This window comes from Pantoea sp. JGM49, from assembly GCF_018257655.1.
Lineage (GTDB): Bacteria > Pseudomonadota > Gammaproteobacteria > Enterobacterales > Enterobacteriaceae > Pantoea > Pantoea communis.
Genome location: NZ_JAERJM010000004.1, coordinates 102,756 through 129,285 on the forward strand (window position 1 = coordinate 102,756; position 26,530 = coordinate 129,285).

The window sequence follows — 26,530 nt, forward strand, 5'->3', positions numbered from 1 at the left end:
AGAGTTATTCGGGTTGCGCGAGAAAATAGTCCAGCCCTTCACGCCAGCCCAGCGGGCCAGCATGCGCGGTGTGATAGACATTTTGTTGATCGCGGCGCGTGAGGATCACCGGGGTTTTACTGAATCCTTTAATCACTACGGCATAATCGACCTGCTCCAGCATCGGCACATCATTGGGGCCATCACCGAGGCCGAGGGTGGTCCGCTTCTCTCCACTGCGCTGTTCGAGATGCTGCTGCAGCTGCTGCAGTGCGATGCCTTTACCGCAGCCCGCGGGCATCACATGCCAGAATCGTCCCCCCTGGGTGAGCGCCAGGTTGTGTTCCGCCAGCGCCATACGAAAATCCTCCAGCTTTTCACTATCATCGCGCCAGAGTATGACTTCTGAAGCATTGCGCAGTCGGCTCTGGCTGGCTTCGGCCAGGGTTAATCCGGTGAAGCGGGCCACTTCCGCATCGCTAAAGTCGTGAAAACCGCTGAAGCGGAAAGTGGATTGCAGGGTTTTCAACCAGCGGCACAGCGCAAGATAGTGTTCACCCGGTTCCTCCGCTGCAATCTGCTCGCCATCAAAAGCGATAAACGCCCCGTTTTCAGCGATGAAAGGGGTACCGGAAAGACCCAGGCGTTTCTGTAAGGGGATCATTTCAGCGGCCGTTTTACTGGAACAGAACACCACGGGAATCGCCTGCTGTTTGAGGCGCTGCAACCATTCACTGGCGGCATCCCAGTTGTAGTCATGATGATCCAATAGCGAGCCATCGAGATCGGTCACAATCATCAGCGACGAGTTAAGTCTGAGCATCTACACACTCCTTACGCCAGGCGCGTCCGTAAAGCAGAGAGTAATCAGTATAATAGCGTTATGAAGATCACACTTTTTTGCGAGTCTGCTGCGTCAATTTCCAGGATAAATCTTAAATCCACAGGGTAACGATTAGGGACGTGCACACATTGCGCATAAAAGAAACACAGTAGGCACACGGTGTTTTCGGTAACAAATGGGGAAGGTCATGCTTTTTTGTTCGTTTTATACGCAAGATTGGGACTTGTCTTGTGATGACTAAAGCGTAGTCTGACTCAGGTGTTAAGAATTTCCTGGTGTAACGAATTCACTGATTTACTTTACCCGGCCATCCCGCCGGGTATTTTTTTGAAATCGATTTCAACGGTTAACTTCAGTGATCGAGAAGTCACGGATATCGAGTTCAAATGTTTCAGCCAGCTCGATATAAGAGTCATAGGCTTCACCATTCACTTTCACCCGGTGAGCGTGTTCCGCTTCCATGAACTCTTTAACCTCGCCTGAGGTTTTCTTCTGAATCGCTTCCAGCAATGCTTCAACGTCAATGTTCACTTCGCGCTGCACGTTGTCACTGTACTCTTTTGCGGTTGTCATGGTCGGCCTCCCAGAGGCGATGAGATTCTTTATCAGTATAGACAACGGGAAGAATGGGCAGGAAAGGGCAGATTTCAGGCAAAAAAAAAGCCCGCGCTGCGCGGGCAAAAATCCTTGTTACTTTTAGGTTGACTGCGCCTTTGGGGTTGGTGCAGTACGAAGAAGTGTACGGGCTACCCGCGTCAGAAGTCTCTCTGCGTACTGTTAAGAAAGTGAAAAGCCGCGGTTTGACAGAACTTTACCCGTCTGTCATCTCATCAATCGAATCAGCGGCTATGCTTAAAGCTTGACGATAAAGAAGTGATATCAGGGAGTTAGTATGGATTTTATTCGAATTGTGATTGCGATTTTACTGCCACCGCTGGGTGTATTTCTGCAGGTGGGCTTTGGCGGTGCCTTCTGGCTGAATATCCTGCTCACACTGTGCGGTTATATCCCGGGCATTGTGCATGCCGTGTGGGTCATCGCCCGACGCTGATCCGGATCAGGCGGCCGCCATTTTCTTCCGTTACACTGTATTCAGGACAATATCTGGAGAGTAATCAATGCAGGTGAATGACCGCGTAACGGTAAAAACCGATGGCGGCCCACGTCGCGTGGGTACGGTACTGGCAGTTGAAGGTTTTAATGAAGGGACCATGTACCTGGTGGCGCTGGAGGATTATCCGCTGGGGATTTGGTTCTTTAATGAAAGCGACCATGCGGAAGGGGTGTTTGTTGAGCCCTACGAGCAAGCTTAAGACTGCATAAAAAAATCAGGTGCACATAAGGTGCACCTGATGCATATCAACCGCTGCCATCAATGACGGCGAGAAGGTTTAGAACGTTTCCCAGTTGTCATTACTGTTCGCCGCTGCCAATGCTGGACGCGGTGTCAGCGTCGGGGCCTTCAGGGTGCCTGATGAAGGTGCCATCACTCGCGATGCGGGTGAATCGTTAAGTTTAAATGCCGCAACGGCCTGTGTCAGACGACCCGCCTGATCTTCCAGCGAGGCTGCCGCTGAAGAGGCTTCTTCCACCAGCGAGGCGTTCTGCTGCGTCACGTTGTCCATCTCGGTAACCGCCAGACTCACCTGCTGAATGCCACGGCTCTGCTCATCGGAGGCGGCGGCAATTTCCGACATAATATCGGTGACGCGACGCACCGCCTCGACGATCTCACCCATGGTTGAGCCGGCTTCACCCACCTGATGTGAACCGTTATTAATCAGATCAACCGACTCGGCAATCAGCGTTTCAATCTCTTTCGCGGCCTGGGCACTGCGCTGGGCCAGATTGCGTACTTCGCTCGCTACGACGGCGAAACCACGTCCTTGCTCACCAGCACGCGCTGCTTCTACCGCCGCGTTCAGCGCCAGGATGTTGGTCTGGAAGGCGATACTGTTAATGACGTTGGTGATCTCAGCAATTTTCTTCGAGCTGCCAGAGATATTGTTCATGGTTTTCACCACGCCATGCACCAACTCACCACCGCTACGGGCTTTGCCGGAAGCATCCGCAGCCAGTTGACTGGCATGATGGGCGTTCTCCGCATTTTGCTTCACGGTCGCGGTGAGCTGTTCCATGCTGGCAGCGGTTTGCTCCAGCGCGGAGGCCTGCTCCTCAGTGCGTGAAGACAAATCGGTGTTACCGGCTGAGATCTCGCTGGAACCCTGATAGATGGCAACGGCGCCTTCGCGGACGGTGCCTACGGTACGCACCAGTGCGGCCTGCATCAGTTGCAGATTATGCAACAGGCTACCGATCTCGCTACGGCCATACGCTTGTTCCGGTGCGGTCAGATCGCCCTGCGCAATACGCTCAATACGCTCAACCGACTGACGCAGCGGGCTGATCACCACACGGCGGAGGAAGACGAAGGTGAGGAGCACCAATACCAGTGCAGCAGCAAAGGCCACAGCCATGGCAATAAAGCCGACGCGGGACTGGTGCGCAGCTTCCGCGTTGATCGCTTCGGCACGGTCAGTACGAATTTTTATCGCTTTCAGTAATACCGCGTTATACGCATCATCCAACTTGCGTGTCACGTCGGTTTCCTGCGCCACGATCCCTTCGAAGCTGCCTTGCTTAGCCGACTCAATCATCGGCTTCAATCCCTTGTCGATATAGTCATTGAATGCCGCGGTGAGTGGCGCATCCAGCGCGATATCCTCCGGCGTTTTCGCCTTGCGGTCCATGTAAGTTTTAAAACCGTCACGCGCTTGCTTGATGCGGGTCTCCGTGCGCGCCAGATCGGCACGATAGCCGTCCATTTCACCGATGCGGGCAGCGGCGCCGGATTGCAGCACGTTCAGACGAGCGGTACGCAAATGGTTTGAGCTATTAGAGATGCCCATACGGATTTGAATTTCATCCGTCGCATCGTTGAGGGAATTATTACTCTGGATTAAAAAATAGCTGGCGAGGCCGATACACAGGGCAAAAAGCAGCAGAATGCCACCAAAGATCATGCTGAAAAGAGGCATCAGGCGCAGGTTCTGCCAGATGCTGAGCTTATATTGCTCATCAATCGATGCTGTTTTCATATCCTTGCTCTCATTTTGGGTAGGTGTTCTGAGAACAAGCATCGGCAGTTCAGGCTAAAGGATTAGGGGGCGAAGTGAGACCTGGCTCGCAGATCCAGGCAAAACGACAAAGGGCCAATCTGCGGATTGGCCCTTTGTCGGCTACGGCTATTTACTCAAACTGTTTACATGCAGAACTATCGCACGTTGACATAAATACCGGAGGTCACATTATCGGTCAGTCGCACCACATGATAAATAACCTGTTTATTATGTGTCTTAATTTTGCGTTTTATATTACCTTTGTGTGACGATACCGTTTTGGCTTTAATTTGCATCTTGTCTGAAATTTGAATGGTGTCATGTCCTGACATCCACATTTTCAGCATATTTGATTCAGTCTGACTTAATGTCAGTGGGTGAACATCCAGGCCTGCTGAAATACGCGGGGTAGCGCTGAGTTTCTTTTGCAGGTAAGTGCCGAGCAGTGAATCCAGAGTCGAGGTTTTTACCGATTTTGACGTAATAATCAGGTTCTTACGAACGTAGAGGTATTCCTCAAAATGGATATTCGAGATTGCCATAAAGATAAAAAATAGCGTATCTGGATGCTGCATAATAATAGCACGAATACGATCGCTGGAATCGGATTCATGAATGAAGCATTCTTCATTAATAAAAACGACACCAGGCTTTAACTGTTCACATCTTTGTTGCAGTTGTTCAATATCAGAGACCGGAGTAATATTTTTCTTTTTAACTCCTTTGGCCGACATATAGTCTGATAATCCCAGGCGTGTGTAGTTACATGAATCCATAATAATCGTTGGCATTATAGCGACCCTCACCAATTTGTTATCCGTTTAAATCAACGATGAATACGCGTTTGCGGTACGAGAGAGATTTCCAAAGACACTTTTTTATTCTGCTCGGCAGACTGGCGAATGATATCCGTGCGCCATCATGACTCTATCCCTGATCCCTTCTGCGAAGTTTTTTGTGTTACTTCCACGTCACTCTTGTCCCCGCGATAGTGGGAATCGCCGGGAGTTTGCATTAAGTGTGTAATTCGCTCTGTTTTTGAGAGCCCTGTCACTATCGCGCAAGTCACAGACAAATCTGATAGGACAATTCTTAAAAACATTTGAATCGCGAAAGTGTGACGTTTCAGCGAGTGTTGACAATGCCGGAAAAAAGGGATTTAGACAAGAAAAATCGCTGCAATATTTTTTTTGTTTAAAAACAGCCCTTTGAGCATTTATTCAACCAATTCTCAAGGTTTATCACCTTAGGAATCGTCTGACTAAAATACGCGAAGCGCCGTTTAATAAGAATAATTTTCTCCAGAAATGCGCATTTATCAGAATAACCTCAGTTGATTTCTGAGAAATATGGTTCGAAAAATGCACAGATTGATTTTGAATACTTAACTATCGCATAAGAACTTCTACAGAAACGTTAATTAGCGTGCGCGGGAGAGTTCTGAGACAAACTGGGCGAGTAAATCAAAGACTTCGCCGAAGAGATGTTCGCAGAAGGGGGCGAGTAGCGGCATCATCATACCCAGACTGAGGATCCCCACCGTTAAGGTAATCGGAAAGCCGATCGCGAAAACCGAGAGTTGTGGTGAAACACGGTTTAACAAACCTAGTGCCATGTTTAGCGTGAGCAATAAAACAATTAAGGGTAGCGCTAACATCATGCCATTAAGGAAAATTAACCCGGCGGACTTCACCAGCGCCATAAAAGCATTGGCGTTGAGGGGTTGATCGTTAATCGGCAGAGTATGAAAACTGTCCACCAGCAGCGAAATCAGCCACAAGTGTCCGTTGAAGGTCAGAAACAGCAGCATGGCCAGCATATCGAGAAAACGCGCCAGCACGGGCATGTTAAGGCGGCTGCCAGGATCAAAGAAGGTGGCAAAGGATAAGCCCATCTGTAATCCCACGACTTCACCGGCCATACGCACCGCGGCAAACGCCAGTTGCATCGTCAGGCCAATCCCCACACCAATCAGTAATTGCTGTAACAGGATCCAGAAACCCGCTGGGGTAAATAACGTGACTTCCACCGGAGGCATCACGGGAATGACGATCCAGGTCGTCAATACCGCGAGGCCCACTTTCACGCGCTTGGGAATGGATTTCTCACTCAGCACCGGCGCACTGGCAAAGAGTGCCAGCAAACGTACCATCGGCCAGAAAAATTGCGCGACCCAATGGACCAGCTGGCTGCTATCGAGGTTAATCATCAGCCGATGATATAAGGTAAGTTGGTCAACAGATTACGCATGTAATCCAGTATCAGGTTCAGCATCCACGGGCCGGCAATCACCGCGGTGGCGGCAACGGCAAGGATCTTAGGAATAAAGGAGAGTGTCTGTTCGTTGACCTGCGTGGCCGCCTGTAACAGGCTGATGATCAGACCGCTGACCAGTGCCGCCAGCAACAGCGGGGCGGCGAGCATCAGGGCAATTCGCATTGCTTCCTGGCCGATGACCATAACCGATTCAGGTGTCATGCTGCGCTCCTGGCGTTATATGTTGCGGCCTTCAGGCCGACCGGATTGAGAGTTGCCATCGACTTCCAGGTGTGCCGCTAGGAGTAGAAACTTTGTGCCAGTGAACCCACCAGCAGCTGCCAGCCATCCACCAACACAAACAACATCAGCTTGAATGGCAGAGAAATGGTCGCCGGCGGCACCATCATCATCCCCAGCGCCATCAACACGCTGGCAACCACCAGGTCGATGATCAGGAACGGGATGAACACAGTAAAACCAATCTGGAAAGCGGTTTTCAGTTCACTGGTGACGTAAGCCGGCAGCAAAATGCGCATCGGTACGGCTTCCGGACCTTGAATCGGCGCGGTGTTGGCAAGACGAGCAAACAGCGCTAAATCGGCTTCACGCGTCTGACGCAGCATAAACTCACGCAGCGGTTGAGCGCCTTTGTCGATCGCTACGTCCATGCTGATTTTGTCCTGACTGAAAGGCAAATAGGCGTCGCTATAAATCTTGTCGAAGGTCGGCGCCATAATAAAGAAGGTTAAAAACAGCGCAAGGCCAAGCAAAACCTGATTGGGGGGTGCAGAAGGCGTGCCTAAGGCGTTACGCAGCAAGCCAAAAACAATAATGATGCGGGTGAAGCTGGTCATCATCAGCAAGATGGCCGGAATAAAGGTCAGCGAGGTGATAAACACCAGCGTCTGCACCGGCAGTGACCAGCTCTGGCCGCCATTCGCCAATGGCTGACTGACCAGACCAGGCAATTGCGCATGGGCAACCGGTGCCAGCAACAGCAGCGGCAAGAGGGGAAGCAATCGACGCATCATTGGGGTTTTCCGGGACGTTTAACCAGATTCTGGAACAGCTGACGAAAATCCTGCGGCGCCACGGTTTTGTTCACCAGCTCTTCAGGTGGCAGCGGTGGCAGCGAATGCAGATGGGTAATTTGCTGGGCGGTGACGCCCAGCACTAAACGCGCATCGGCGGTGTCAACAATCACCACCCGCTCCTGACGACCCACCTGCACGCTGGCGCTAATTTTCAGCGCCTGGGTGTTGACGGTTTTGGGCGCAAAGCCAAGGCGTTTTGCCAGCCAACCACAGGCCAGAATCAGCAGAACAATCACTGCCAGCACGCTGCTGACTTGCCCAATCACCGAACCGGTAGAGACCACCGGCTGGCTATGAACAGGCTGGCCAATTTGCGCGTTTTTTAACATGCTTAACGGCTCAGACGACGCATACGTTCAGATGGCGTAATAATGTCGGTGATACGCACGCCATATTTGTCGTTCACGACGACGACTTCGCCCTGCGCAATCAGGTAACCATTGATCAAGATATCCAGTGGTTCACCGGCCAGGCCATCCAGAGCCACCACGGAACCCTGCGTCAGGCGCAGCAGCTCTTTGATGGTCATCTTGGTGCGACCCAGTTCCACGGTGAGTTTGACCGGGATATCCATAATCAGATCGATGTCTTGCAGCGAGCCACTGGCACCGTTGCTTTCAAACGATTTGAAAACGTTCTCGGTTGGATCAGGCGTGCTGGTGGTTGCCTGCTCGTTCATTGCCTCAGCCCACAGGTCGTCCGCAGAAATATCATCGGACGGTTTTTTGCTGTCACTCATCGGGCTGTTCCTCGTTCAGCGAATTCAAAATCGGGTTAATCAGGTGTTCAACACGCAGCGCGTACTGGCCATTCATGGTGCCATATTGGCTGGTCAGCACGGGTACGCCATCGACGTGAGCAATGATGCGGTCCGGCTTCTCAATGGGCAGGACGTCACCAGGTTTCAGTTGCAAAATACGTGACAGGCGCATGGATGTTTCCGCGAAGTGGGCAATCAGCTCCAGCTCCGAGTGCTGCACCTGTTTCACCAGATTGTCGCGCCAGTGCGTATCTTCCTGACGGGAGTTTTCCAGTGGTGGATTGACCAGCAGCTCGCGCAGCGGCTCAATCATTGAAAACGGAATACAGATATTAAATTCACCCACCAGATTACCAATCTCGACCTGGAACGGGGTGTTGACAACGATATCGTTCGGCGAAGTGGTGATGTTGGTAAATTTCACCTGCATTTCCGAACGGACGTACTCAACATCCAGCGGGTAAATCGCTTTCCAGGCATCGCTGTAACCATCCAGTGCCAGCTTCAGCATGCGACGGATGACGCGTTGCTCGGTATGGGTAAATTCACGGCCTTCCACTTTGGTCGGGAAACGGCCATCACCACCAAACAGGTTATCTACGGCGATAAACACCAGACTCGGTGAAAATACCACCAGCGCAGTACCGCGCAGTGGTTTCAGGTGGATCAGGTTCAGGTTGGTCGGCACCGGTAAATTGCGGGCAAACTCATGGTAAGGCTGAATCTTGATCGCACCGACACTGATATCCGGGCTACGGCGCAGCAGGTTAAACAGCGCCATACGAAAATGACGGGCAAAACGCTCGTTAATGATCTCCAGCGCCTGCAGACGCTCGCGCACCACGCGACGCTGAGTATTAGGATCATAGGGACGGATATCGCCATCGGTCCCTTTGGAACTGTTCTCTACTTCCGCGCTGTCACTGTCGCCATTAAGCAGCGCGTCAATCTCAGCCTGGGAGAGAATGCTATCGCCCATTAAATCACCTCAAAATGAAGGCGGTAAACAGCACGTCACTGACAACCTGAGGTGGTTGATTTTTTACCAGCGGTGGTGCCAGCGCTTGTTTAATCTGATCAATCAAAGCCTGTTTGCCTTGTTCAGTTGCAAGCTGTGTAGCACTTTGGCGTGAGAGTAGTAACAGCAAACGGCTGCGCACCTCAGGCAGGTAATCATTCAACCGACGACGGGTCTCCTCATCCGGCAGACGCAGGGTAAAGCCTACGTACAACACACGGTCGGGATCGTTGTCAGTATTGACCAGGTTAACCGTAAACGTATCCATTGCAAAAAATACAGGGGCGACCGGTGGCTCAACTTTCGCCGCTTCCGGTTTGTCATCCCCGTGTTTATTCATCATTCGCCAGACTGCATAGCCTGCCACGCTGCAAGCGGCCAGCGTTACAATCAGTAACACCGGTATTAGTAGTGAACGTTTGCGGCCTTTAGCTTTCGCGTTATCAGACATGTTTGCAGTTACTTCCTGTGAATTATGGGCAAACCTCTCGGCTCGCCTGGACAGATTATCCCGCGTCTTAAGTCAAACAATGGGAAGAAAAGACGCGGGTTTTACGCTTACCTTCAGCGTTTAGCCGCTGTCAGGCAAAGATATCGACAGCGCCGTTACCTGTCGCGCGCGCCTGAAGGGCTGCCGGGACGGCAATAGGCGTTATCTCGTTTTCACTGTCCTGGGAGAGGGTAAAGCTGCCGTGCTGGCCATCACGACGTCCTTCCTGCTGGCCCTGATAATTCTGGCTTTGTGCGAAGGCGTCGCTGCTGACATTACTCTGTCCCAGGTTGATACCGCTCTCCGCCAGCGCTGTACGCAGCTGAGGGAGAGCCGCTTCCAGCGCGGCCCTCACTTGGCTGTGGCTGGAAACCATACTTAACTGCGCCTGATCCTTGTCGAGGGTCAGGTTGATCTGGATTGCACCCAAATCTTCGGGATGTAAGCGCAATTCGGCATTTTGCTGGCCGTTGCGACTGAACATCACGATTTGCTGGCTTAACGCCTGCTGCCACTCATTGCTGCCGAGTTGGGCATTCAGCATCGGCGTCGACGGAGTGGTGCTGGTCGTCGCCGTGCTGTTGGTCAGTGTGCTACTGCTGCTGACCGGGGCGCTGGTTAATGCTGTTACCGTGTCGCTCTGAGTATTACGATGTTCTTCCGGTTTGCTGAGCGTGCTCAGCACCTGCTTAAAGCTTTCATCCAGTGACAGTGCGCTGTTGCTGTTACTGCTGCTGGCCGTTGTGCTGGCGGCAGCGGCACTGCTACTGGCTGTCGTTGTACTGACATCACGGCTGACAGCGCTCAGCACATCGCTGGATTTCTTATGAGGCGTACTGTCGGACTGTGCCTCTTGTTCATCTTTCACGGCGTTCTGCAGCGTTCGGCTTAACAATGATCCGTTTAGCGTAGTCTCTGCATCGGCAGAGGTTTTATCCGTGCTGGCGCTGACGGCGCTCTGACTGTTTCGCGCTTCAACCGCAACCGGTAACATCGCGAACAGTGCCTGCACATTCTGTAAGTCGCTGGCACTTAACGAACTTGCTTCAGACTTGTCTTTATCATCGGCTGATTTCAGCGTGGCTTTAGTGTTTTCCGGTTGTAAAAGTGCGTTTAACGCCTCTGGTTTGTCCAGTGCCTGCAATAACGCGCTTAATGACGCTTTTGTGACGCCTTTTTCATCGACTTCTGCTGTCAGATCAGTCGATTGCGTGTTAACACCTTGTTGCTGAGCCAGCGTCAGTAAGCGGTTACCCAGTTCAGTGATAAATCCCTGTGGCAGCGCATCTGTACCCAGTAAATTGTCCGATGCAACAGCACTGTCTGCATCGCTGACTTTAGAGGTTTGCGTAACCATAGTTGGCAGCGTAATCATTCGCCTCTCCTCATAGCGGCCCGTTGGGCAAATTCATCCATCCGTTTCTGATCGAGACGGTTTTCTTGTCGTAATGCGTTTTCGGCAGCGCGAGTGATCAGTGTTTGATACGCATTCAATCGCTTATGCTTTTCTTGCCAGCTGCTCAGCGCCTGATCCAGACGTTGATTCCACTGATTCAGCTGTTGCCGATGCTGTTCAATGGCTTTCTCCAGCGTCTGAATAAACTGGTGGTAATTGGTCCAGCGCAGGCTGGAAATACCGCCTGACATATCGGTGTTGAGCTTATTGCGGTACTCATCCTGATAGTCGAGCAGCATGGTGAGCTGCTCATCCGCCTGCTTTACGCCACGGCGCATGTCACCTAAATGAATCACGGCCTGTTCCAAATCCTGCTCCGCCATATCGCGCAGCTTATCGATAGCACTGGCAGTTTTCATGGCTTACCTCGCTTGGGCTCGCGCTAGCCGAACATGGCCTGCAGGTGCAGACTGGCGTCGTCATAGTCGCTGCGTTCGAAAATACCCTGTTGCAGGAAGGCTTCCATCTCCGGGTAAAGCTTGATGGCTTTATCGAGCATCGGATCGCTTCCAGCGGCATACGCGCCTACACTCACCAGATCGCGGTTGCGCTGGAAACTGGAGAGCAGTTGTTTAAATTGACGCACCCGCGCGTAGTGGGTGTCATCAATTAACGCGGTCATCGCACGACTGATTGAGGCTTCAATATCAATCGCCGGATAGTGACCGGCTTCGGCCAGACGGCGCGACAATACAATGTGACCATCAAGAATGGCGCGCGCCGAGTCGGCAATCGGGTCTTGCTGATCGTCACCTTCGGTAAGCACGGTATAGAAAGCCGTAATCGAACCGCCGCCGTGGGTGCCGTTACCGGCGCGTTCCACCAGGGCGGGGAGCTTCGCGAACACGGAAGGCGGATAACCTTTGGTGGCCGGTGGCTCGCCAATCGCCAGGGCGATTTCACGCTGCGCCATGGCGTAGCGGGTGAGGGAGTCCATGATCAGCAGCACGTGCTGGCCGCGATCGCGAAAATCTTCCGCGATGCGTGTCGCATACGCGGCACCCTGCATACGCAGCAGCGGCGAAACGTCAGCCGGTGCGGCGATCACCACCGAGCGTGCACGGCCTTCTGCGCCGAGGATGTTCTCAATGAATTCTTTGACTTCACGGCCACGTTCACCGATCAGGCCAACCACAATCACATCGGCTTTGGTATAACGCGCCATCATGCCAAGCAACACCGACTTACCGACGCCGGAACCCGCAAACAGGCCCATACGCTGACCCCGTCCGACAGTCAGCAGGGCGTTGATCGCCCGTACGCCGGTATCCAGTACATCGTGGATTGGCGTACGTTGCAGTGGGTTAAACGGGGCGGTGATCAAGGGCGCACGATAGCCGGTGTCCGGGGCAGGTAAACCATCCAGCGGTTTGCCTGCGCCATCCAGCACGCGGCCGAGCAGTTCTGGCCCAAGCAACAGCTGTTTACCGCCTTGTGCGTTGTCACCGCTAAAACGGGCATAAACGCGCGCACCCGGCAAAATGCCGTCCACTTCTTCCAGCGGCATCATCAACAGTTTCTGACCGTTGAAACCCACCACTTCACTTTCCACTTCAGTGATGTTGTTGCCGTCGTGACGTTCGATGATGCAGGTCGCACCGAGCGGCAGTTGCAGCCCGGTGGCCTCCAGTACTAAACCGGTAGCACGGGTCAGACGGCCATAGCGGCGCACGGTTTGCACCTGCGAAATACGATCCTCGAAGGCATCGAGTGCGCCAAGCCAGCGGGAAAGACGCGACGAGGTCATTACAAGGTCCCCGGTGCGGCCAGACGGCACAGTTCCTGCCAGCGGGTTGCCACGCTGGCATCGAGATCACCATCTTCGGCGCTGAGTTTACAGCCGCCGGGATGCAGTGAATTATCGGCCAGCAGTTTCCAGCCGTGCAGATCCAGCGTCGGGCCCAGTGTCTGCTCAATGCGCTGTAAATCATCAGGATGCACACGCAGCTGCGGTTTGCCGCTGAACATGGGTTCTTGTTGAATCAGCTGCTGAATCTGGCGCAGCAGGGCGGTGCCATCCACTTGTGTAGCCTGGCCAATCACCGTGCGTGCCGCTTCCAAGGCCAGCTGCATCAGACGTGAGGCGATGACGCTATCCAGCGCTTCCAGCGTGTGATGGAACTCAGTGACTAACTGCTGCATGCGCGCCTGTAAGGGCGCCTGCTGCTGTTGGGCATCGGCGAGTCCCTGCTGGAAACCGGCGTCGTAACCGTTCTGCTGTGACTCGGCAAAACCCTTTTGATAGCCTTCGCTGTAACCTTGCGTCTGTGCATCTTTGCGCATCTGCTGTTGCATGCGCTCCAGCATCTGCTGTTGCTCAGCTTCGGCACTCATTTCGACATCCACAGCCGGCTCTTCCTGCGGCAGTTCTTCCGCCACTTTGAAGGTGCTGCCTAAATCATCAGGCTGCCAGCGCTGCCACGCACGGGCGGAAAAGGCATCAGACATAAGTTTCCTCGCCACCACCAATTACCATTTCGCCGGATTCTGCCAGGCGACGGACCACCAGCAGGATCGCTTTCTGTTCGTTCTCCACGGCCGACATACGCACCGGACCACGGTTGGCCAGATCGTCGCGCAGGATATCGGCTGCACGCGCTGACATGTTCTTGAGGAACTTCTCGCGCAGCGGCTGTTCGGCACCTTTCAGGGCGATCAGCAACTGCTCGGACTCCACTTCCTGCAGCAGGCGCTGGATGCTGCGGTCGTCCACTTCCACCAGGTTTTCGAACAGGAACATCTCGTCGATGATCTTCTGTGCCAGCTCGCCGTCGAAGTCGCGTACCGCTTCGATAACCGCTTCTTCCTGCTGCGTTTTCATCAGGTTGATAATTTCGGCTGCGGTTCTCACGCCACCCATCTTCGCACGCTTGAGGTTGGTGCCATCCAGCAGACCGTTCAGGACTTCGGTCAGTTCTGCCAGCGCCGCTGGCTGTACACCGCCGAAGGTGGCAATACGCAGCATCACGTCGTGACGCAGGCGTTCGTCGAACAGCGCCAGAATATCTGCGGCCTGGCCACGTTTAAGGTGCACCAGGATGGTGGCGATAATCTGCGGATGCTCGTCGCGGATAAGGTCGGCCGCTGCCTGAGGTTCCATAAAGTTGAGTGTTTCCATGCCGCTGGTGGTCTCGTTTTTCTCGAGAATATCTTCCAGCAGGCTGGAGGCGCGCTCCTCGCCCAAAGCTTTCACCAGCACCGAACGCAGGTAGTCATTGGAGTTGAGGCTCAGCGCAGCAAACTGCTCGGCATCCGCCTCAAACTCGCGCAGCACTTCGGTTAGCTGCTTGTGCGACACCTGACGCATTCCCGCCATCGCGGCGCTCAGGTGCTGCACTTCACGCTGGTTGAGGTGTTTGAATACCTCGGCCGCACGTTCTTCGCCAATGGTCATCATCAGAATGGCGCTTTTTTCAGTACCGGTCAGACTCATAGTTCTTTACTCATCCATTCGCGGATAACCAGCGCTACAACGCGCGGATCGTTTTCAGACATATCGCGGATGCGTTGGCTCATCACCTCGGCGCTCATGCGGTTATTTGATTTACGCTCTTGATCCAGCTCATCTTTGCTGAGCTGCACGCTGTAAGCTTCTTCAGATTCCAGCGCTTCCGCACGCGCTGCCGCTGCTTCTGCTGCCGCTTGCTCCTGCGCTTTCTTACGCATCAGCTGTGGACGCACCAGCTTGCGATACAGGATGAAGGCAACCAGCGCCACCAGCAGCCAGCGACCGCCGCTCATCAACATGTCGAAGAAGGCTTGCGACTGCCAGAACGGCAGGTCACCGCCAGTCGGCTCAGTGATGTTGAACTGCGAGTTCACCACGTTGACGCTGTCGCCACGATTCTGCGAGTAGCCCATCGCTTCACGGGTCAGGTCTTCAATCTGTTTGATCTGCTGATCGTTCAGTGCAACGGCTTTGCCTTTGCCGTCATCACGGTAGTTCACCACCACGGCCACCGACAGACGCTGCACATCGCCCACATTGACCTTGGTGTGGCGAATGGTGCGGTCCAGTTCGTAGTTCACGGTGTCGTTACGGCTTGAGCTGCTCGGGCCGCTGCTTTGCTGCGTGCTGGTTGTGGTGCCGTTATTGTTTGCCGCGTTGTTCTGGCCATTCGCATTCTGGCCGTTGGCATTTTGCTGCTGCGGATTGTTAACCGGTGCAGTATTCGCAGGGGCAGGTTGATTCGACAACGCACCCGGCACGCCACCTGGGTACGGGCTGCCATTCTGCTGGTTGGTATTAGTCTGACGCGAGCGAATCGCCGTGCTGTTCGGATCGGCGTTCGGTTTGTACTTCTCGTCGGTTTGTTCGCTGCGGTCAAAGTTGATCTGCGCTGTCACCTGCGCATGCACATTGCCCTGGCCAACGATCGGATTCAGGATGGCTTCGATACGCTGCTGATAACGCGCTTCCACTTCAGACGCGTACTTCAGCTGTGCATCATTCAGGTCACGACCTTCGCTGTCAGAACGGGTCAGCAAACGACCGGCCTGATCCACCACGGTCACGTTGCCAGGCGGCAGACCGGCGACGCTGCTCGACACCATATGCTGAATGGCCTGAATCTGGCCTTCATCGAGTGCGCGACCCGGTTGCAGGTTCAATGTCACGGAGGCCGAAGGCGCTTTCTGCTCACGCACGAACAGTGTGGGTTTTGGCATCGCCAGATGCACGCGCGCGCTCTTGACCGGGCCGAGCGTTTCAATGGTGCGAGCCAGCTCACCTTCCAGCGCACGCTGGTAGTTGATCTGCTCGCTGAACTGGCTGATGCCAAACTTCTCTTTGTCCATCAGCTCAAAGCCAACAGAGCCACCTTTCGGCAGCCCCTGTTGCGCCAGGCGCAGACGCAGTTCATGTACCTTATCGGCAGGCACCATCAAGGCACCGCCGTTTTCGGCGAACTGGTAAGGAATGTTCATTTGCGTTAGCTGGGTAACAATCGCGCCGCCATCTTCATCGGAGAGGTTGTTATAAAGCACGCGATAGTCAGGGGCTTTAGCCCACAGCACCAAGGCAAAAACCACTGCGATAGCGGCAGCGGCAGCAACAATGATTGGAATTCGCGGATTGGCGCGCAGGCGAGCCAGAAGGTCATTGAAACCTTTCTTTGCGGTATCTTGTGTGGCGGCTGCACTCGCATTCATGACCGATTCCTGCCTGACATAATTGACCGGGTTAGTTGTGGTGACAAAACAGACTCCCTGAAGCAACGTCTTAAATGAAATTCCAATCTTATGGCTGGCATTATTGATGAATCGGGTCACTTCGATGGCTGGATAAGCTGGGTTTTTTACGTTTATTTAGCGCCTTTGTCCTATTGACAGTGTGTTAACTTTTGCAGCGTGAAAATTTAAACCCTTCTTTAATGAGGTACAGGCATGTCGATTCAGGCAATAGATGGTGTGTTGCAGCAGCTGCAGTTAACGTCGTTACAGGCCAGCGGCAAGCAGGCCGAGTCAACCAATCAGGTAGATTTTGGTGCCACCATGAAAGCAGCACTGGATAAGATCAGCGACACGCAAACCGCCGCGCGCACCCAGGCACAGGATTTTGAAATGGGCAAACCGGGCATCCAGTTAAACGATGTGATGGTCGATCTGCAGAAATCCTCCATTTCCATGCAAATGGGGATTCAGGTGCGTAACAAACTGGTATCGGCGTACACCGATATCATGAATATGCAGGTGTAGTGGCTGCAAAGATTGTTGCGGTGTCAGGCGGGAAAGCATTTATCTTTTTCAGTAACAGCGGCATGATGCTGGCCTGACACACAGCGTATATCGAGAAGAGGATTCTCACGTGAAGCCCACCCTGCTGCTGTTGATGGCAACGATCATGCTATCCGGCTGTGATAATAAAAATGCGGACTTTGCACCGCAGATGAAAAATTACGCTTACCTCTATCAGTTCGAAGCTATTCCCGGCAAAGTCAAAAGCACGCATCAGCGCCTGTTTAGCGCCGACGACACGCCAATCTTTGATGTCGATATCGCCTTCGATGGGCAAGGCTGCATTGCCCATGTGAAATCCATCGACAAAGCCGGGCAGATCACCGAAGTGACGCGGGAAGGCGATAAACTGACTGGCACAGAAAACGGTCAGGATGTGGTCGTCACGCTGAATAAGCAGTGCGCGGTAATAAAAAAAGTCACTCCTAGCATGACGGTGGATATTGGCTATAACGATCAGGGTTGGGTTGATCAAATCTCCTCTCCCGCCTCCGATGTTAAATTCCATCTGACCTACAATAACGTCGGTGATATGACGCTGTTGAGTATTAAGAAGGGCGATGAGGAAGTGTCACGCGCCAGTGCCAAACATGATACGGACGCAAAAAAGATATCCGATGTGGTGACGACGGTGCAAAGAAACGAGCAAAGCAAGACGGTTACCACGCAATGCCAGTATAAGAATGATGTTCCTTTCCGTTGCGATACCGTAACCATTGATGCCGAAGGGCAAGTCACGGACAGGCAGTACGGCACCATTGATGTCACCTATTATTGATGCCTGATTAAGCCGCGAATGCGGCTTTTTTTATGCCGTTAATATCGGTGTCGATAAGCGAAGCGCTAAATAAAACAATCACTTACTGATCAATTGCGCGCTCGATATGCTAAAGTGTGGGCCTTAGGTAAGCATTCGTCAGAGCAGGGAACTCGGTGTGCAACATGCGCATCACGCGAGGCGTTGAGGAGTGTTGAGTAAGTGCTGCAGCGACAAGAAGCGTGTAAGAATGAAAGAAGGTTATTACTGGGTTAGAGATAAAGATAACCCACCAGAAGTCTGGCGATATATAAAGCAATTTGGCTGGTACCGTCCCTGCGTTGCCGTGCCCATCACCTTAAGTTCTTTTAAGTTGATGAACTACCAGGTCATCAGCGATCGATTATTACCACCGGGTTACTTCCCGCTTTAAATGCAAAAACCGCCGGTTAAAGGCGGTTTTTTTATTCTCTCTAACCGTTCGCTATTTGATTTCCGGCCAGGCGATAGCCGGGAAACCATTTAACTGCGGACGCGCGAACAGATACCCCTGGAACTGGCTAATGCCTGCCGCTTCCAGCCACATCCACTCCTCGGCTTTCTCCACGCCCTCTGCAATCACCGCAATCTCCAGCGAGTTACAGCACTTAATGATGGCATGCAAAATGGCCTGTTTAGGACCGCTTTTATGCACATCGCTAATCAGCTCACGATCAATCTTAATCTTGTCCGGCTGGAATCTTGATAACAGTGACAGGCCAGCAAAGCCCGCACCAAAATCATCCAGGGCCAGACTGATACCCGCCGATTTTAGTTTGCGCACCTGTGCCGCAAACTCATCGGTGCGCGAGATGATCTCATTTTCTGTGACTTCAACAATCACCTGCTCGGGGACCAAACCATTGGCTTCAATCTGCGTCAGCAGAAAATCCACCGCATCAGGAACCGTGACCAGGGACATTGGCAGCAAGTTGATGGAGATACTGTGTTCGCCAATACCTAACTTTTTCGCCAGTTCGAACGCCAGTTTTTTAGACTGAATATCCGCATGATAAACAGCCTCGCCACCGAAGGCAGAAAAGTATTCGCCTGGCGAACCGCCATTCGGGGTACGGATTAACGCCTCATACGATGCCACGCGGCGTGCGAACGGATCGATAATCGGCTGAAAGGCGAAGTGGCACTCTTTCAGTGAGTCAATGACTTCATCCTGAAGGGTACGAGATGGCTCATCCGCAATAAATTCCCAGGTGCTGGCTGCGGGGATTTCAAAATAGTTCTCTTTATCACGGGCGATAACAAAGGTGCGCAGGAACTGCAACGCGCGATCATCGTAGGTCAGTTGATAGCGAGAGGTGCCTTTGTCTAACACGGCTTGCAGCACCATGGATTTATCATGCTCGCGTAAATCAAACAGCTCCATACCCACTTTGCCAAAGCGGCGAGCGGGAGCAAAGTCATGCATCAACTCCACCAGATTGTGGTGGCGGGCGTCCAGGCAAATGCGATCATAAATACCCTGCACAGCGTCACGGGGCCCTTCAAGTAACTGGAAGAAGTGCAGTCCATCAAATAGCAGAATGCCTGTGACATCGTGCGAGCTGTTTTTGTTATTCGCTTTCGCCACCATGTCTTCAAGGGTTTTGATAGGAACATGATCATGGAGGTGACTGCGATAAATGATGGTGGTGAGCATAGCGATTGTCCGAACAACTTTTTTATTGTGGCGTCTACATTAGCAGGCCTGGGGCGGGGGCTGTCCACCAATACAGACTCGAATCGTAAAGTATTTTCCAATTAATGAGTTAACCGAAACGGCTAGCGAAACGGCGTCAAATCGAATTGTTAATTAATTGCTCCGGGGGAGTATTTACGATAAATAATTTCGATTGAATGGATAAATAAAAAGCGTATCTTGACCCTCGTTAACCAGAGGTGAGCATAATGTTACGCGACTATTTAAAGATTGATGATAGCGACCGTTTAGTTGAACAGAGCGTATTAAGACTCAACAACCGCGGTCAGGAAGATGTCACTGAATGGCATATTGTAAGCGTAGACGGCAAGCAAAAAGGCAGCGTGACGCTGTTCGATAAGCTCTGCAACCGCCGCTCATATTGTGTTAACTATCGCATTACGCAGAAGGATGTGCACGGGAGGGTTGTCGTCGATCATTTGACCGACGTTTTGTAATAATTGCCGTAGTTTTGCTGGTTTTGACCCGCTCATAGGCGGGTTTTTTGCATTCTCTTATTTGGCGCGATAGCGGCGCATTTCCATCATAGTTCCAATTAATTCAATCCTTTTCTCCGACGATGCATGCAAAGGAAAATCGTCATTCAACGGCCGCAACGAGAAAATTTGCTCGTCATGCTGTTCGGCCATCAGGCGATAAATACGTATCAGAACCTCGCCATTGATGTGTGCCAGCACCACATCACCCGGTTGTGGATTAACGGCAGGATCGAATATCAGTGTGTCGCCGGGTCGGTAGTCAGGTTGCATGGCGGTATCCTCCAGGGTGATCGCCAACGCCGATTCACTCAGTCTGCTATCGCTGTAGAGAAAGCGGGTCGCCTGCTGCTGAATCAATAAGCGTTGCTCCTGCATCCACGCAGCCGCTTGCGCCAGAGTGATCAACGGCAGAGCACTGACACCACTGACGTTAAGCGGGGCGGCAAACACCTCGCCCTCGCCATCAATTATCCATGCTGCCGTACATTGCAGCAGTTCTGCCAGCCGCAACAGGTTCTCGCCGCGCGGAACGGTCTCATCTTTTTCCCATTGTGAAACAGCGACATGTGACACGCCAATGCCACTTGCCACCACTAACTGCGTGAGCTTCAGCGCTTTACGACGGCTGCGAATGCGTTCACCTGCAGATTCTTTTTTCATCATCTTGACAACTCTGTTGGGTTTTACTTAAGTATACTTAAATTCATTAATTAAAGTAAGCTTAAATTCTGGTGTTGGCCGCGCAACTGGCAAGGGCGGACAACATGTTCTTCAGGCGGCTCCCTTGCAAGTGAAGAGAGGTGAGGCATGGAAAGTAGTTTGGTGACCAGCGTCGGTGCGCTGCTTCTCGGTGGCGGTGCGGCAGCTGTGTTTTGGAAACCCTTAATGGCCGGCATCGCGGCCATCGTCACCAGCAATCGCGCCGGCGGCGAGATCATCACCAGCTACAAAGAGCAGGTGTTGCTTCTCAAAGAGAGCCACGCGCTGATGCGCCAGGAGAACGATGACCTGCGTATTCGCCACGACAAGAATCTGCGGCGCATCTCTTCGCTGGAGACCGATCTACGGCTGATTAAGAACGCGCTGGGCATTCTGTTAGCCACCACGGAATCTGATCACAGCGATAAATTCCGCAGTCAGATCAATCAACTGATCACCACCTTAGAGGAGAGTCGCGATGGTGCAGATAAACAGTGAATTTTCAGTACGCGGCCATCGGCGTCAGCTGCTGCTTGGCGGTCTGCTGCTGATGCTGTCGCTACTGTGTGCGGCAATGACGATTATGTTCGTTTTCGTGAATAACAGCGCCAACCGGCGGGTGGAGGATATCCGACAGCAGTATCGTGCGATCTCTGATCGCCGGGAAGCGCGGGTGGCGGAATTGACCAGCCAACTGGTGACATTGCAGAAAAAACTCGATGGCTTGCCGGACCGCACCGCTAACAAGACAGCGGACAAAGTGAAGCAGGTTGTGGGGGAAGACGCGCCACCCGAATCGACGCATTAAGGAGGCCAGGATGAGTATTACCGAGCGGATTGCAGCCAGCTTCGGCCGACTGTGGTCTTTATTAAGCAAGAAGGAGAAAATTATGAGCGACCAAACTGTAATCGAAAATAGTGCAGCAACGGCAACACCGGATGCCAGCACGCTGTCACCGTTAGAGAGTTTTGCGAATGAGGTGGCGGTGCCGGTGGCAAGCAGTGCGCCCGCTGCGGATGCCTCAACGGCAGCCTTTAGCAGCGCGGCAGGGCAGGAAGCCACAACGCCAGCGATAAGCAGTGCGCCAGCACCTGACGTCTCAGTGCCCGCCGAGAGCAATGCGCCAGCTCCGGACGTTTCATTGTCTACAGCAAGCAGCGTGCCCGCGCCGGACACCTCAACGCCAGCCGCGAACGCTGGCAGCGAGGCTCAAGCTGCGGCGGCTAAGGATGCGACGGATCTTACCCAGCAGTTGGCCACGCCTGATCCCCTGGCAAACGGTTCTGCCAGCGCCGGGCCGTCATCGGCTTCTACCCTCGGGGATCTCGCTGGGCAGCCTGTCGTGGGAGTGAGTACGGATGCTGTCAGTCAGGACATCAACGCCAGCGTGAAGGACTTCACTCAGGCATTTAACTTTGTCGAAAGTGGGGTTGAGAAGTTAGGTGTGGCGGCAAAGGATGAGTTGATCGCCCTGGCGCGCAAGTATCTGTAGTCCTCAGGCGGCCTTCGGGTCGCCTTTTCATCTTCCGATTATTCTTAATGCGGTCTCGCTATTTTCTACTAACTTTAAACATTCAAACGTTATTTAAACGGGTTTAATTAGCGAAAAGGAAGATAGCATGAGTGATACAGAGGCAATCAAAACCAAAACTGACTACCTGCGTGATGTCACCTCCCAGTTAAAAGAGATGCGTCACTATGCGCAGACCAATACTGAGACGCTATCCAGCCACTGGTTGGCATTTGATGCAGGCGAGTACAAAGACAAAGAGTATGCGGGACGTTTTGACACGCTGCTCAACAAGCAGGGACAGCTGTTAGATGATATTGAGTTGGCGATTCAGGATTTAGAGATCGCCATCAATCACAGCGATCAAGAAAGCTAAGTTCCCCCGCGCTGGTGGCTTAATCGGCCACCAGCCACATGTCTGCTTCATCGAACATCTCTTCGACAATACGTGCCACCGTCGCTTTATCATTCTTACTCAGATCGGTATCAATGGCGTTTCGCTCCATTGGCTTGACGCGTACCTCGATCTCAGGAAATACGCGTTGCACGCGCTTCTCAAGCTCCTGCAATATCATCTCACGTGCGCCTGGTAAACCGGCAACGTTGCGTTTATCGTAAATCAACTCCACAAACATCAGGGCAGTCCATTCTTTAAAGAGGGTGCGTCATATTACTGTAAATAAAAACAGTGGCAAGGCTCGAAGCCCTATAGGTAAGAATATTTTTCTATCTGAGATACAGTTAGCGGGATTTGCACTGATACTCAACAGCGTTACAAAGCGAATTGGCTTTTTTAGGGGGTAAACATGCGTCAACTGGTGATCGATATTTTGTTGAAAATGGCAAAAATGGATACGGAAGCAAAAGAGTTGGTGGCGCAGGTTGAGGCACAGTCATTACTGATTGCGGCCTTATTGATTCAGGCGAAGCAGGATAATAACTTAACGATCAGCGACACCGTTCAGGATGCCATTTTGACCGCATCGCGTGCCGGGCAGCAATTTTTACAGTCAGATGTGGATCTGCTGCTGACGCACATCAATCGTCTATTGGCGGTGGCAAGTTATGTGGAAGTGAAAGGGATTGAGCGCGAGGGGTAAGCAAAAAAATACTACCTCTGGAGGGGAAATCCAGCAACTCCTCCAGAGGCGGCGCAATAGCACCTTCGTTCAAGGACAATCTACGACCGAAGCCGTCAGATACAAGTTATACAACTTATTCAGGATTGTACAACTTTTTCCTTGCCGATTTGTGTGGTTGGAGGTGTGTTTGAGATAATTTAGGGCCGCTGCGCTTAAAGTTCGTTCTTAATGCAAAACTCTTCCCACGTCATGCCGAGCGCTTCCGCATGGGATTTCAGGTAAGTTTCAATGGCTTCAGCAGCAACCGCTTTATCAGGCTCTGCCAGTTGAATGGAAAACAGCATGCCATCCAGCTTTTTCTGGCGTAAGAATGCGGCATAGATGCGCTCAGCGTGCCACTCGCGCAGTTGGCGCAGTGACAAGTTGGCCGCGCGCGCATCGCTCTCGGTCAGTTCATCCAGCGCGGCTTGAAAATCGGCGTGCGCGGCAAAAAACATCGTGCGGGCCTGGGCGTAATACTCTTCTGGGGTTTTCATGCGAATTTCCTGCTTATCGACTTGCGCGCTAGTGTAACGTGCGCGAAGTGTCTTGTCAGGCTCAGCCGGGTTTTCGCCGAGATTCCTTGCGTAACTTACGCGAAAAATTATAACGTAGCCGCCATTGAGGCGAGTGTAGGGACCAGGAATGAAAAAGTGGATGGTATTGGCCGCGCTGGGCTTGAGCGGATGTGCGCAAATCAGCAATTACGATGAAGCGGTAAAAACCCCGGCACCAGTGGAATTGCAAGGTAACTGGCAGACTGTCGGACCGCAGAGCAAGTTGATCAGTGGCCAGGCGATGGGCAGCCTGATCATCGGTGCAGAAGGCGACACGCTGGACTGCCGCCAGTGGCAGCGCGTAATTGCCAAGCCAGGCAAGTTAACCCGCCTGAGCGATGAGTGGGTCAACGTGACGCGTCAGGTGCGCGTGATGCCGCTGACGCTGGAGAACGGTGAACTGCGTTATGACGGCTTGCGCATGCGTAAGGTCGACCAACCCACTGTTGAGTGCCAGCAGGCGCTGAAAGAAGTGGCGAAGCGTCCGAAGGATGCGGTGATTCAGGATATTCAGCCGCAGATTATGGAGCCGGTGTCGGTCCCTGCGCAGAAGTGATTTTGTGAGCACAGTTCCAAATAAAAACGGGTGAGCATCAGCTCACCCGTTTTTCATTCAGCCCGCCGCGAATTAATTCTGTGGCAGATAGACATTGCCTTGCTTGCCGTACGCGCTCATCACCGATTTCTGCTTCGATGACTGGCCCACCAGTTGCGTCAGCTCGTCCATACGCAATTTCAACAGACGTTTGACTTCACTCTCATTGTCGAGGATATGGCGCAGTACCGGACGCAGCTGATCCTGCAACTGGCTGGAGGGCGGCGCCGCTTCGGTCGAGCGGGCCAAGGTTTGCACCGCACTGACGTAATCCACTTCCTTTGTAATCAGGTCATCCCATTCGCCGTCTGCGGCCAGGCGCAGCATTCCATGGCTGAGATCAAGTAACTCTTGGTAAACGGTGATCAGATGCGGTGCGTTTTTCATTAAACGGCGTCCTGAAGGTGTTGAGGTTGTGCGACTTCTTTCCAGGCGTCAGCGATATTACGCAGGAGACCTTCGACTTCTTCGATGGCTTCTACGTCATTACGCAGGTTGGCCTGCAGCAGACGGCGGACCATATAGGCGTAAAGTCCCACCAGATTATCGGTGAGCTCATCGCCGCTACCTTCCACCAGACCCTGCTTAAGTCCGTTTTCGATGATGTTGATCGCTTTAGACAGCGATGAACCTTTGCCTTCAATATTGCCATCCTGCAAAAACAGGCGGGCACGAACCAGCGCGCTGAGCGCGCCGTCAAACAGCATGGAGACCAGCTGCTGCTGGTTGGCGCTCATGACTGCGCTCTCCACACCAATTTTTGCATAGGCTTTAGTGCCATTTGCGCTGTACATGATCACTCCTTATTACGATGAGCTGCTGGAGCTAGAGCTGCTTGATGACTCGAACTGCTGCGTCAGATAGCTACTGGTTTGGTTCAGCGAACTCATCAGAACATCAAGCTGAGTAAATTGCGTTTTGTAGCGCGCCACCATGTTGTCGATGCGGGTGCTCATGGTGTTGTACTGATCGGTCAATTGATTCAGCGTTTTACTTACGCCGTCGGTGGCAGCCTGCACAATACCGGTGCTTGACAGCCAGCCGGTCAGATTCGTCGCAATGGTTGTGGTGATACCGGTGGTTTTACCGTCACCGACGATCATCTCTTTCACGCCATCTGCATCGCTGCTTAGGGCAGTTTCTAACTTGTCAGAATCCAACTCTAGTGAACCAGTAGTCGGGTCGGTAGTGATACCGATCTGCGCCAGGGTCTTATAGGTTGAAGAACTTTGCGCATTAGTCAGCATGCTTTTCAACTGGGTCTGGATAGTGCGCAGCGTGCTATCGCCGACTAATGCACCGTTGCTGGAATCCTGAGAGTCAGCTCCGACATCCACCGCAGTGTATTTGGTCAGGGTGTTGAACTGATCCAGCAGGGTGTTGTAGGCATCGGTCCAGGTCTTGATAGCACTTTCAGCTTTCGACGTGTCTTTGGTGATGGTCAGCGTCTGGTTTCCGCTGGTAGTGTCATTGAGATTGAGAGTGATGCCTTCCAGTGCATCGCTGATGGTGTTGCTGCTGTTCTCAATTTCAACGTTGTTCACAGTCAGTTTGGCATTTTGCGCGGTGACGCTTTCGGTCATCGCATTGCTGCTGGCAGTTGAGTCGTAACCGACGATACCCTGCAGGGTGTCATCACCCGTGACTTTGATTGAACTTACCGCGTTATCACTGCCCGTTTCGCTTGAGGTCAGTGACAGACGGTAGCTCCCATCGCCCACCTTGATAATAGTGGCAGAGACGCCTGCATCAGCGCTGTTGATTGCATCACGCATACCGGTCAGCGAAGTCTGATCGCTGGTTAAGGTGATGTCTTTGCTGGTGCCATCCTTCAGCGCGATGCTTAAGGTGCGGCTGCTGGCAGAACTGTCACCCAGAGCGGTGGTGTTGCTGGTCTGCACCGCTGAAGTCAGCGTTTGCGCCTGGGCCAGCTGGGTCACGCTAATGGTGTATTTACCGGCGACAACTGTACCGGATGTGGTGGCACTGAAAGCGCTGGAACTGCTGGTCGCGGATGTCGCAGTAAACAAGTCAGCACTGTTAAGCGCGGTGTTCGCAGTCTGGAAGGTTGAAAGTGAGCTTTTCAGCGTCGCGTATGCACTCAGCTTAGCGGTGTACGCCGTTTGCTGAGTAGAGATAGGGGTTAAAGACGCTTTCTCGGCGGTGGTCAGGCTATCCAGAATAGTACTTAAGTCGAGTCCTGAACCGATACCGAGGGTAGAGATACTAGCCATGTTGTTTCCTTTTATACCGACACGGAGAGTGAATACCGGGGTTATCGGCTCTTAATAGGCAAAGTT

General features: G+C 52.7%; 36 protein-coding genes. 12 read left to right on the forward strand and 24 right to left on the reverse strand.

Annotated features, from left to right (window positions below; genetic code table 11):
- Window positions 1–4: 4 nt before the first annotated feature.
- Entirely contained in the window at window positions 5–802 is a 798-nt protein-coding gene (locus JK231_RS08555; RefSeq protein WP_097116786.1) for a mannosyl-3-phosphoglycerate phosphatase-related protein, read from the reverse strand.
- Between the two features lie 360 nt (window positions 803–1,162).
- Window positions 1,163–1,396 carry a DUF2525 domain-containing protein gene (locus JK231_RS08560; RefSeq protein ID WP_160832783.1) on the reverse strand — a complete coding sequence of 78 codons (234 nt, stop codon included), beginning with the start codon at window positions 1,394–1,396 and terminating at the stop codon, window positions 1,163–1,165.
- 319 nt (window positions 1,397–1,715) lie between these two features.
- On the opposite strand from JK231_RS08560, the gene JK231_RS08565 reads away from it, so the two are divergent.
- Window positions 1,716–1,874 carry a YqaE/Pmp3 family membrane protein gene (locus tag JK231_RS08565; RefSeq protein ID WP_034824466.1) on the forward strand — a complete coding sequence of 53 codons (159 nt, stop codon included), beginning with the start codon at window positions 1,716–1,718 and terminating at the stop codon, window positions 1,872–1,874.
- A gap of 67 nt (window positions 1,875–1,941) precedes the next feature.
- Window positions 1,942–2,136, forward strand: coding sequence for a protein DsrB (gene dsrB, locus JK231_RS08570; RefSeq protein WP_160832784.1), 195 nt, complete (start codon window positions 1,942–1,944; stop codon window positions 2,134–2,136).
- Window positions 2,137–2,214: 78 nt separating this feature from the next.
- Here the strand turns inward: dsrB and JK231_RS08575 are convergent, their stop codons facing one another.
- The 15 genes from JK231_RS08575 to fliF form a co-directional block, all read right to left on the reverse strand.
- A complete protein-coding gene (locus JK231_RS08575) occupies window positions 2,215–3,921 on the reverse strand; it encodes a methyl-accepting chemotaxis protein (protein WP_097116788.1) in 1,707 nt (568 codons plus the stop codon).
- Between the two features lie 176 nt (window positions 3,922–4,097).
- Window positions 4,098–4,733 (reverse strand): transcriptional regulator RcsA, encoded by a 636-nt coding sequence (rcsA, locus tag JK231_RS08580; RefSeq protein WP_097116789.1) that lies wholly within the window; start codon window positions 4,731–4,733, stop codon window positions 4,098–4,100.
- 629 nt (window positions 4,734–5,362) lie between these two features.
- A complete protein-coding gene (gene fliR, locus JK231_RS08585) occupies window positions 5,363–6,151 on the reverse strand; it encodes a flagellar biosynthetic protein FliR (protein WP_211728376.1) in 789 nt (262 codons plus the stop codon).
- A complete protein-coding gene (fliQ, locus tag JK231_RS08590) occupies window positions 6,151–6,420 on the reverse strand; it encodes a flagellar biosynthesis protein FliQ (protein WP_034824451.1) in 270 nt (89 codons plus the stop codon). The genes fliR and fliQ overlap by 1 nt, the downstream gene beginning before the upstream one ends.
- Before the next feature lie 77 nt (window positions 6,421–6,497).
- On the reverse strand, window positions 6,498–7,229 hold the full coding sequence (gene fliP, locus JK231_RS08595) for a flagellar type III secretion system pore protein FliP (RefSeq protein ID WP_034825234.1): 732 nt from the start codon (window positions 7,227–7,229) through the stop codon (window positions 6,498–6,500).
- Window positions 7,229–7,624, reverse strand: coding sequence for a flagellar biosynthetic protein FliO (gene fliO / locus JK231_RS08600; RefSeq protein ID WP_034824448.1), 396 nt, complete (start codon window positions 7,622–7,624; stop codon window positions 7,229–7,231). Before fliO ends, fliP begins: the two co-directional genes overlap by 1 nt.
- 2 nt (window positions 7,625–7,626) lie before the next feature.
- Window positions 7,627–8,034: a flagellar motor switch protein FliN gene (gene fliN, locus JK231_RS08605; RefSeq protein ID WP_034824445.1), complete on the reverse strand. Its 408-nt coding sequence runs from the start codon at window positions 8,032–8,034 to the stop codon at window positions 7,627–7,629.
- Window positions 8,027–9,034 (reverse strand): flagellar motor switch protein FliM, encoded by a 1,008-nt coding sequence (fliM, locus tag JK231_RS08610; protein ID WP_034824442.1) that lies wholly within the window; start codon window positions 9,032–9,034, stop codon window positions 8,027–8,029. The genes fliN and fliM overlap by 8 nt, the downstream gene beginning before the upstream one ends.
- 4 nt (window positions 9,035–9,038) lie before the next feature.
- The gene (gene fliL, locus JK231_RS08615; protein WP_160832786.1) at window positions 9,039–9,524 is read right to left on the reverse strand and encodes a flagellar basal body-associated protein FliL; all 486 of its coding nucleotides are present in this window, start codon (window positions 9,522–9,524) and stop codon (window positions 9,039–9,041) included.
- A 130-nt stretch (window positions 9,525–9,654) separates the two neighbouring features.
- Window positions 9,655–10,938: a flagellar hook-length control protein FliK gene (locus JK231_RS08620; protein ID WP_160832787.1), complete on the reverse strand. Its 1,284-nt coding sequence runs from the start codon at window positions 10,936–10,938 to the stop codon at window positions 9,655–9,657.
- The gene (gene fliJ / locus JK231_RS08625; protein WP_038646338.1) at window positions 10,935–11,378 is read right to left on the reverse strand and encodes a flagellar export protein FliJ; all 444 of its coding nucleotides are present in this window, start codon (window positions 11,376–11,378) and stop codon (window positions 10,935–10,937) included. The genes JK231_RS08620 and fliJ overlap by 4 nt, the downstream gene beginning before the upstream one ends.
- Before the next feature lie 23 nt (window positions 11,379–11,401).
- Complete coding sequence (gene fliI, locus JK231_RS08630) at window positions 11,402–12,766, reverse strand: flagellar protein export ATPase FliI (RefSeq protein ID WP_045815130.1); 1,365 nt, start codon at window positions 12,764–12,766, stop codon at window positions 11,402–11,404.
- Window positions 12,766–13,467: a flagellar assembly protein FliH gene (gene fliH / locus JK231_RS08635; protein WP_034824427.1), complete on the reverse strand. Its 702-nt coding sequence runs from the start codon at window positions 13,465–13,467 to the stop codon at window positions 12,766–12,768. The genes fliI and fliH overlap by 1 nt, the downstream gene beginning before the upstream one ends.
- On the reverse strand, window positions 13,460–14,452 hold the full coding sequence (fliG, locus tag JK231_RS08640; RefSeq protein ID WP_034824425.1) for a flagellar motor switch protein FliG: 993 nt from the start codon (window positions 14,450–14,452) through the stop codon (window positions 13,460–13,462). The genes fliH and fliG overlap by 8 nt, the downstream gene beginning before the upstream one ends.
- The gene (gene fliF / locus JK231_RS08645; RefSeq protein ID WP_097116795.1) at window positions 14,449–16,170 is read right to left on the reverse strand and encodes a flagellar basal-body MS-ring/collar protein FliF; all 1,722 of its coding nucleotides are present in this window, start codon (window positions 16,168–16,170) and stop codon (window positions 14,449–14,451) included. The genes fliG and fliF overlap by 4 nt, the downstream gene beginning before the upstream one ends.
- A 234-nt stretch (window positions 16,171–16,404) precedes the next feature.
- Here fliF and fliE point away from each other — a divergent pair, with 234 nt between their 5' ends.
- From fliE to JK231_RS08660, 3 genes are all read left to right on the forward strand, one after another.
- Complete coding sequence (fliE, locus tag JK231_RS08650) at window positions 16,405–16,716, forward strand: flagellar hook-basal body complex protein FliE (protein ID WP_034824419.1); 312 nt, start codon at window positions 16,405–16,407, stop codon at window positions 16,714–16,716.
- 109 nt (window positions 16,717–16,825) lie between these two features.
- Window positions 16,826–17,533, forward strand: a complete 708-nt coding sequence (locus tag JK231_RS08655) for a YnfC family lipoprotein (RefSeq protein ID WP_211728377.1) — start codon at window positions 16,826–16,828, stop codon at window positions 17,531–17,533.
- 229 nt (window positions 17,534–17,762) lie between these two features.
- A complete protein-coding gene (locus JK231_RS08660; protein ID WP_045815127.1) occupies window positions 17,763–17,945 on the forward strand; it encodes a hypothetical protein in 183 nt (60 codons plus the stop codon).
- A gap of 51 nt (window positions 17,946–17,996) precedes the next feature.
- On the opposite strand, the gene JK231_RS08665 is transcribed toward JK231_RS08660, so the two are convergent.
- On the reverse strand, window positions 17,997–19,208 hold the full coding sequence (locus JK231_RS08665) for a diguanylate phosphodiesterase (RefSeq protein WP_097116797.1): 1,212 nt from the start codon (window positions 19,206–19,208) through the stop codon (window positions 17,997–17,999).
- 248 nt (window positions 19,209–19,456) lie between these two features.
- Here JK231_RS08665 and JK231_RS08670 point away from each other — a divergent pair, with 248 nt between their 5' ends.
- Entirely contained in the window at window positions 19,457–19,705 is a 249-nt protein-coding gene (locus tag JK231_RS08670) for a hypothetical protein (protein WP_038646357.1), read from the forward strand.
- A gap of 57 nt (window positions 19,706–19,762) precedes the next feature.
- Here the strand turns inward: JK231_RS08670 and JK231_RS08675 are convergent, their stop codons facing one another.
- Window positions 19,763–20,410 (reverse strand): helix-turn-helix domain-containing protein, encoded by a 648-nt coding sequence (locus JK231_RS08675; protein ID WP_211728378.1) that lies wholly within the window; start codon window positions 20,408–20,410, stop codon window positions 19,763–19,765.
- Window positions 20,411–20,554: 144 nt separating this feature from the next.
- Here JK231_RS08675 and JK231_RS08680 point away from each other — a divergent pair, with 144 nt between their 5' ends.
- The 4 genes from JK231_RS08680 (at window position 20,555) to JK231_RS08695 (ending at window position 22,333) form a co-directional block, all read left to right on the forward strand.
- A complete protein-coding gene (locus JK231_RS08680) occupies window positions 20,555–20,944 on the forward strand; it encodes a hypothetical protein (protein ID WP_211728379.1) in 390 nt (129 codons plus the stop codon).
- Entirely contained in the window at window positions 20,925–21,254 is a 330-nt protein-coding gene (locus JK231_RS08685) for a hypothetical protein (protein ID WP_097116800.1), read from the forward strand. The genes JK231_RS08680 and JK231_RS08685 overlap by 20 nt, the downstream gene beginning before the upstream one ends.
- Window positions 21,255–21,336: 82 nt before the next feature.
- Complete coding sequence (locus JK231_RS08690; protein WP_211728380.1) at window positions 21,337–21,939, forward strand: hypothetical protein; 603 nt, start codon at window positions 21,337–21,339, stop codon at window positions 21,937–21,939.
- 127 nt (window positions 21,940–22,066) lie between these two features.
- The gene (locus JK231_RS08695; RefSeq protein ID WP_211728381.1) at window positions 22,067–22,333 is read left to right on the forward strand and encodes a hypothetical protein; all 267 of its coding nucleotides are present in this window, start codon (window positions 22,067–22,069) and stop codon (window positions 22,331–22,333) included.
- A gap of 19 nt (window positions 22,334–22,352) precedes the next feature.
- Here JK231_RS08695 and JK231_RS08700 read toward each other — a convergent pair whose 3' ends face one another.
- A complete protein-coding gene (locus tag JK231_RS08700) occupies window positions 22,353–22,592 on the reverse strand; it encodes a DinI-like family protein (RefSeq protein WP_160832792.1) in 240 nt (79 codons plus the stop codon).
- Window positions 22,593–22,763: 171 nt separating this feature from the next.
- Here JK231_RS08700 and iraP point away from each other — a divergent pair, with 171 nt between their 5' ends.
- Window positions 22,764–23,057 (forward strand): anti-adapter protein IraP, encoded by a 294-nt coding sequence (gene iraP / locus JK231_RS08705; RefSeq protein ID WP_058959875.1) that lies wholly within the window; start codon window positions 22,764–22,766, stop codon window positions 23,055–23,057.
- Window positions 23,058–23,251: 194 nt separating this feature from the next.
- On the opposite strand, the gene JK231_RS08710 is transcribed toward iraP, so the two are convergent.
- A complete protein-coding gene (locus JK231_RS08710) occupies window positions 23,252–23,575 on the reverse strand; it encodes a DUF6388 family protein (protein WP_034824381.1) in 324 nt (107 codons plus the stop codon).
- Window positions 23,576–23,723: 148 nt separating this feature from the next.
- Here JK231_RS08710 and yedD point away from each other — a divergent pair, with 148 nt between their 5' ends.
- The gene (gene yedD, locus JK231_RS08715; protein WP_058959874.1) at window positions 23,724–24,191 is read left to right on the forward strand and encodes a lipoprotein YedD; all 468 of its coding nucleotides are present in this window, start codon (window positions 23,724–23,726) and stop codon (window positions 24,189–24,191) included.
- Window positions 24,192–24,263: 72 nt separating this feature from the next.
- On the opposite strand, the gene fliT is transcribed toward yedD, so the two are convergent.
- The 3 genes from fliT to fliD are packed head-to-tail and all read right to left on the reverse strand — an operon-like array spanning window position 24,264 to window position 26,464.
- Window positions 24,264–24,617, reverse strand: a complete 354-nt coding sequence (fliT, locus tag JK231_RS08720; protein WP_211728382.1) for a flagella biosynthesis regulatory protein FliT — start codon at window positions 24,615–24,617, stop codon at window positions 24,264–24,266.
- On the reverse strand, window positions 24,617–25,024 hold the full coding sequence (gene fliS, locus JK231_RS08725; RefSeq protein ID WP_034824372.1) for a flagellar export chaperone FliS: 408 nt from the start codon (window positions 25,022–25,024) through the stop codon (window positions 24,617–24,619). The genes fliT and fliS overlap by 1 nt, the downstream gene beginning before the upstream one ends.
- Before the next feature lie 12 nt (window positions 25,025–25,036).
- A complete protein-coding gene (gene fliD / locus JK231_RS08730) occupies window positions 25,037–26,464 on the reverse strand; it encodes a flagellar filament capping protein FliD (RefSeq protein ID WP_211728383.1) in 1,428 nt (475 codons plus the stop codon).
- Window positions 26,465–26,530 lie beyond the last annotated feature (66 nt).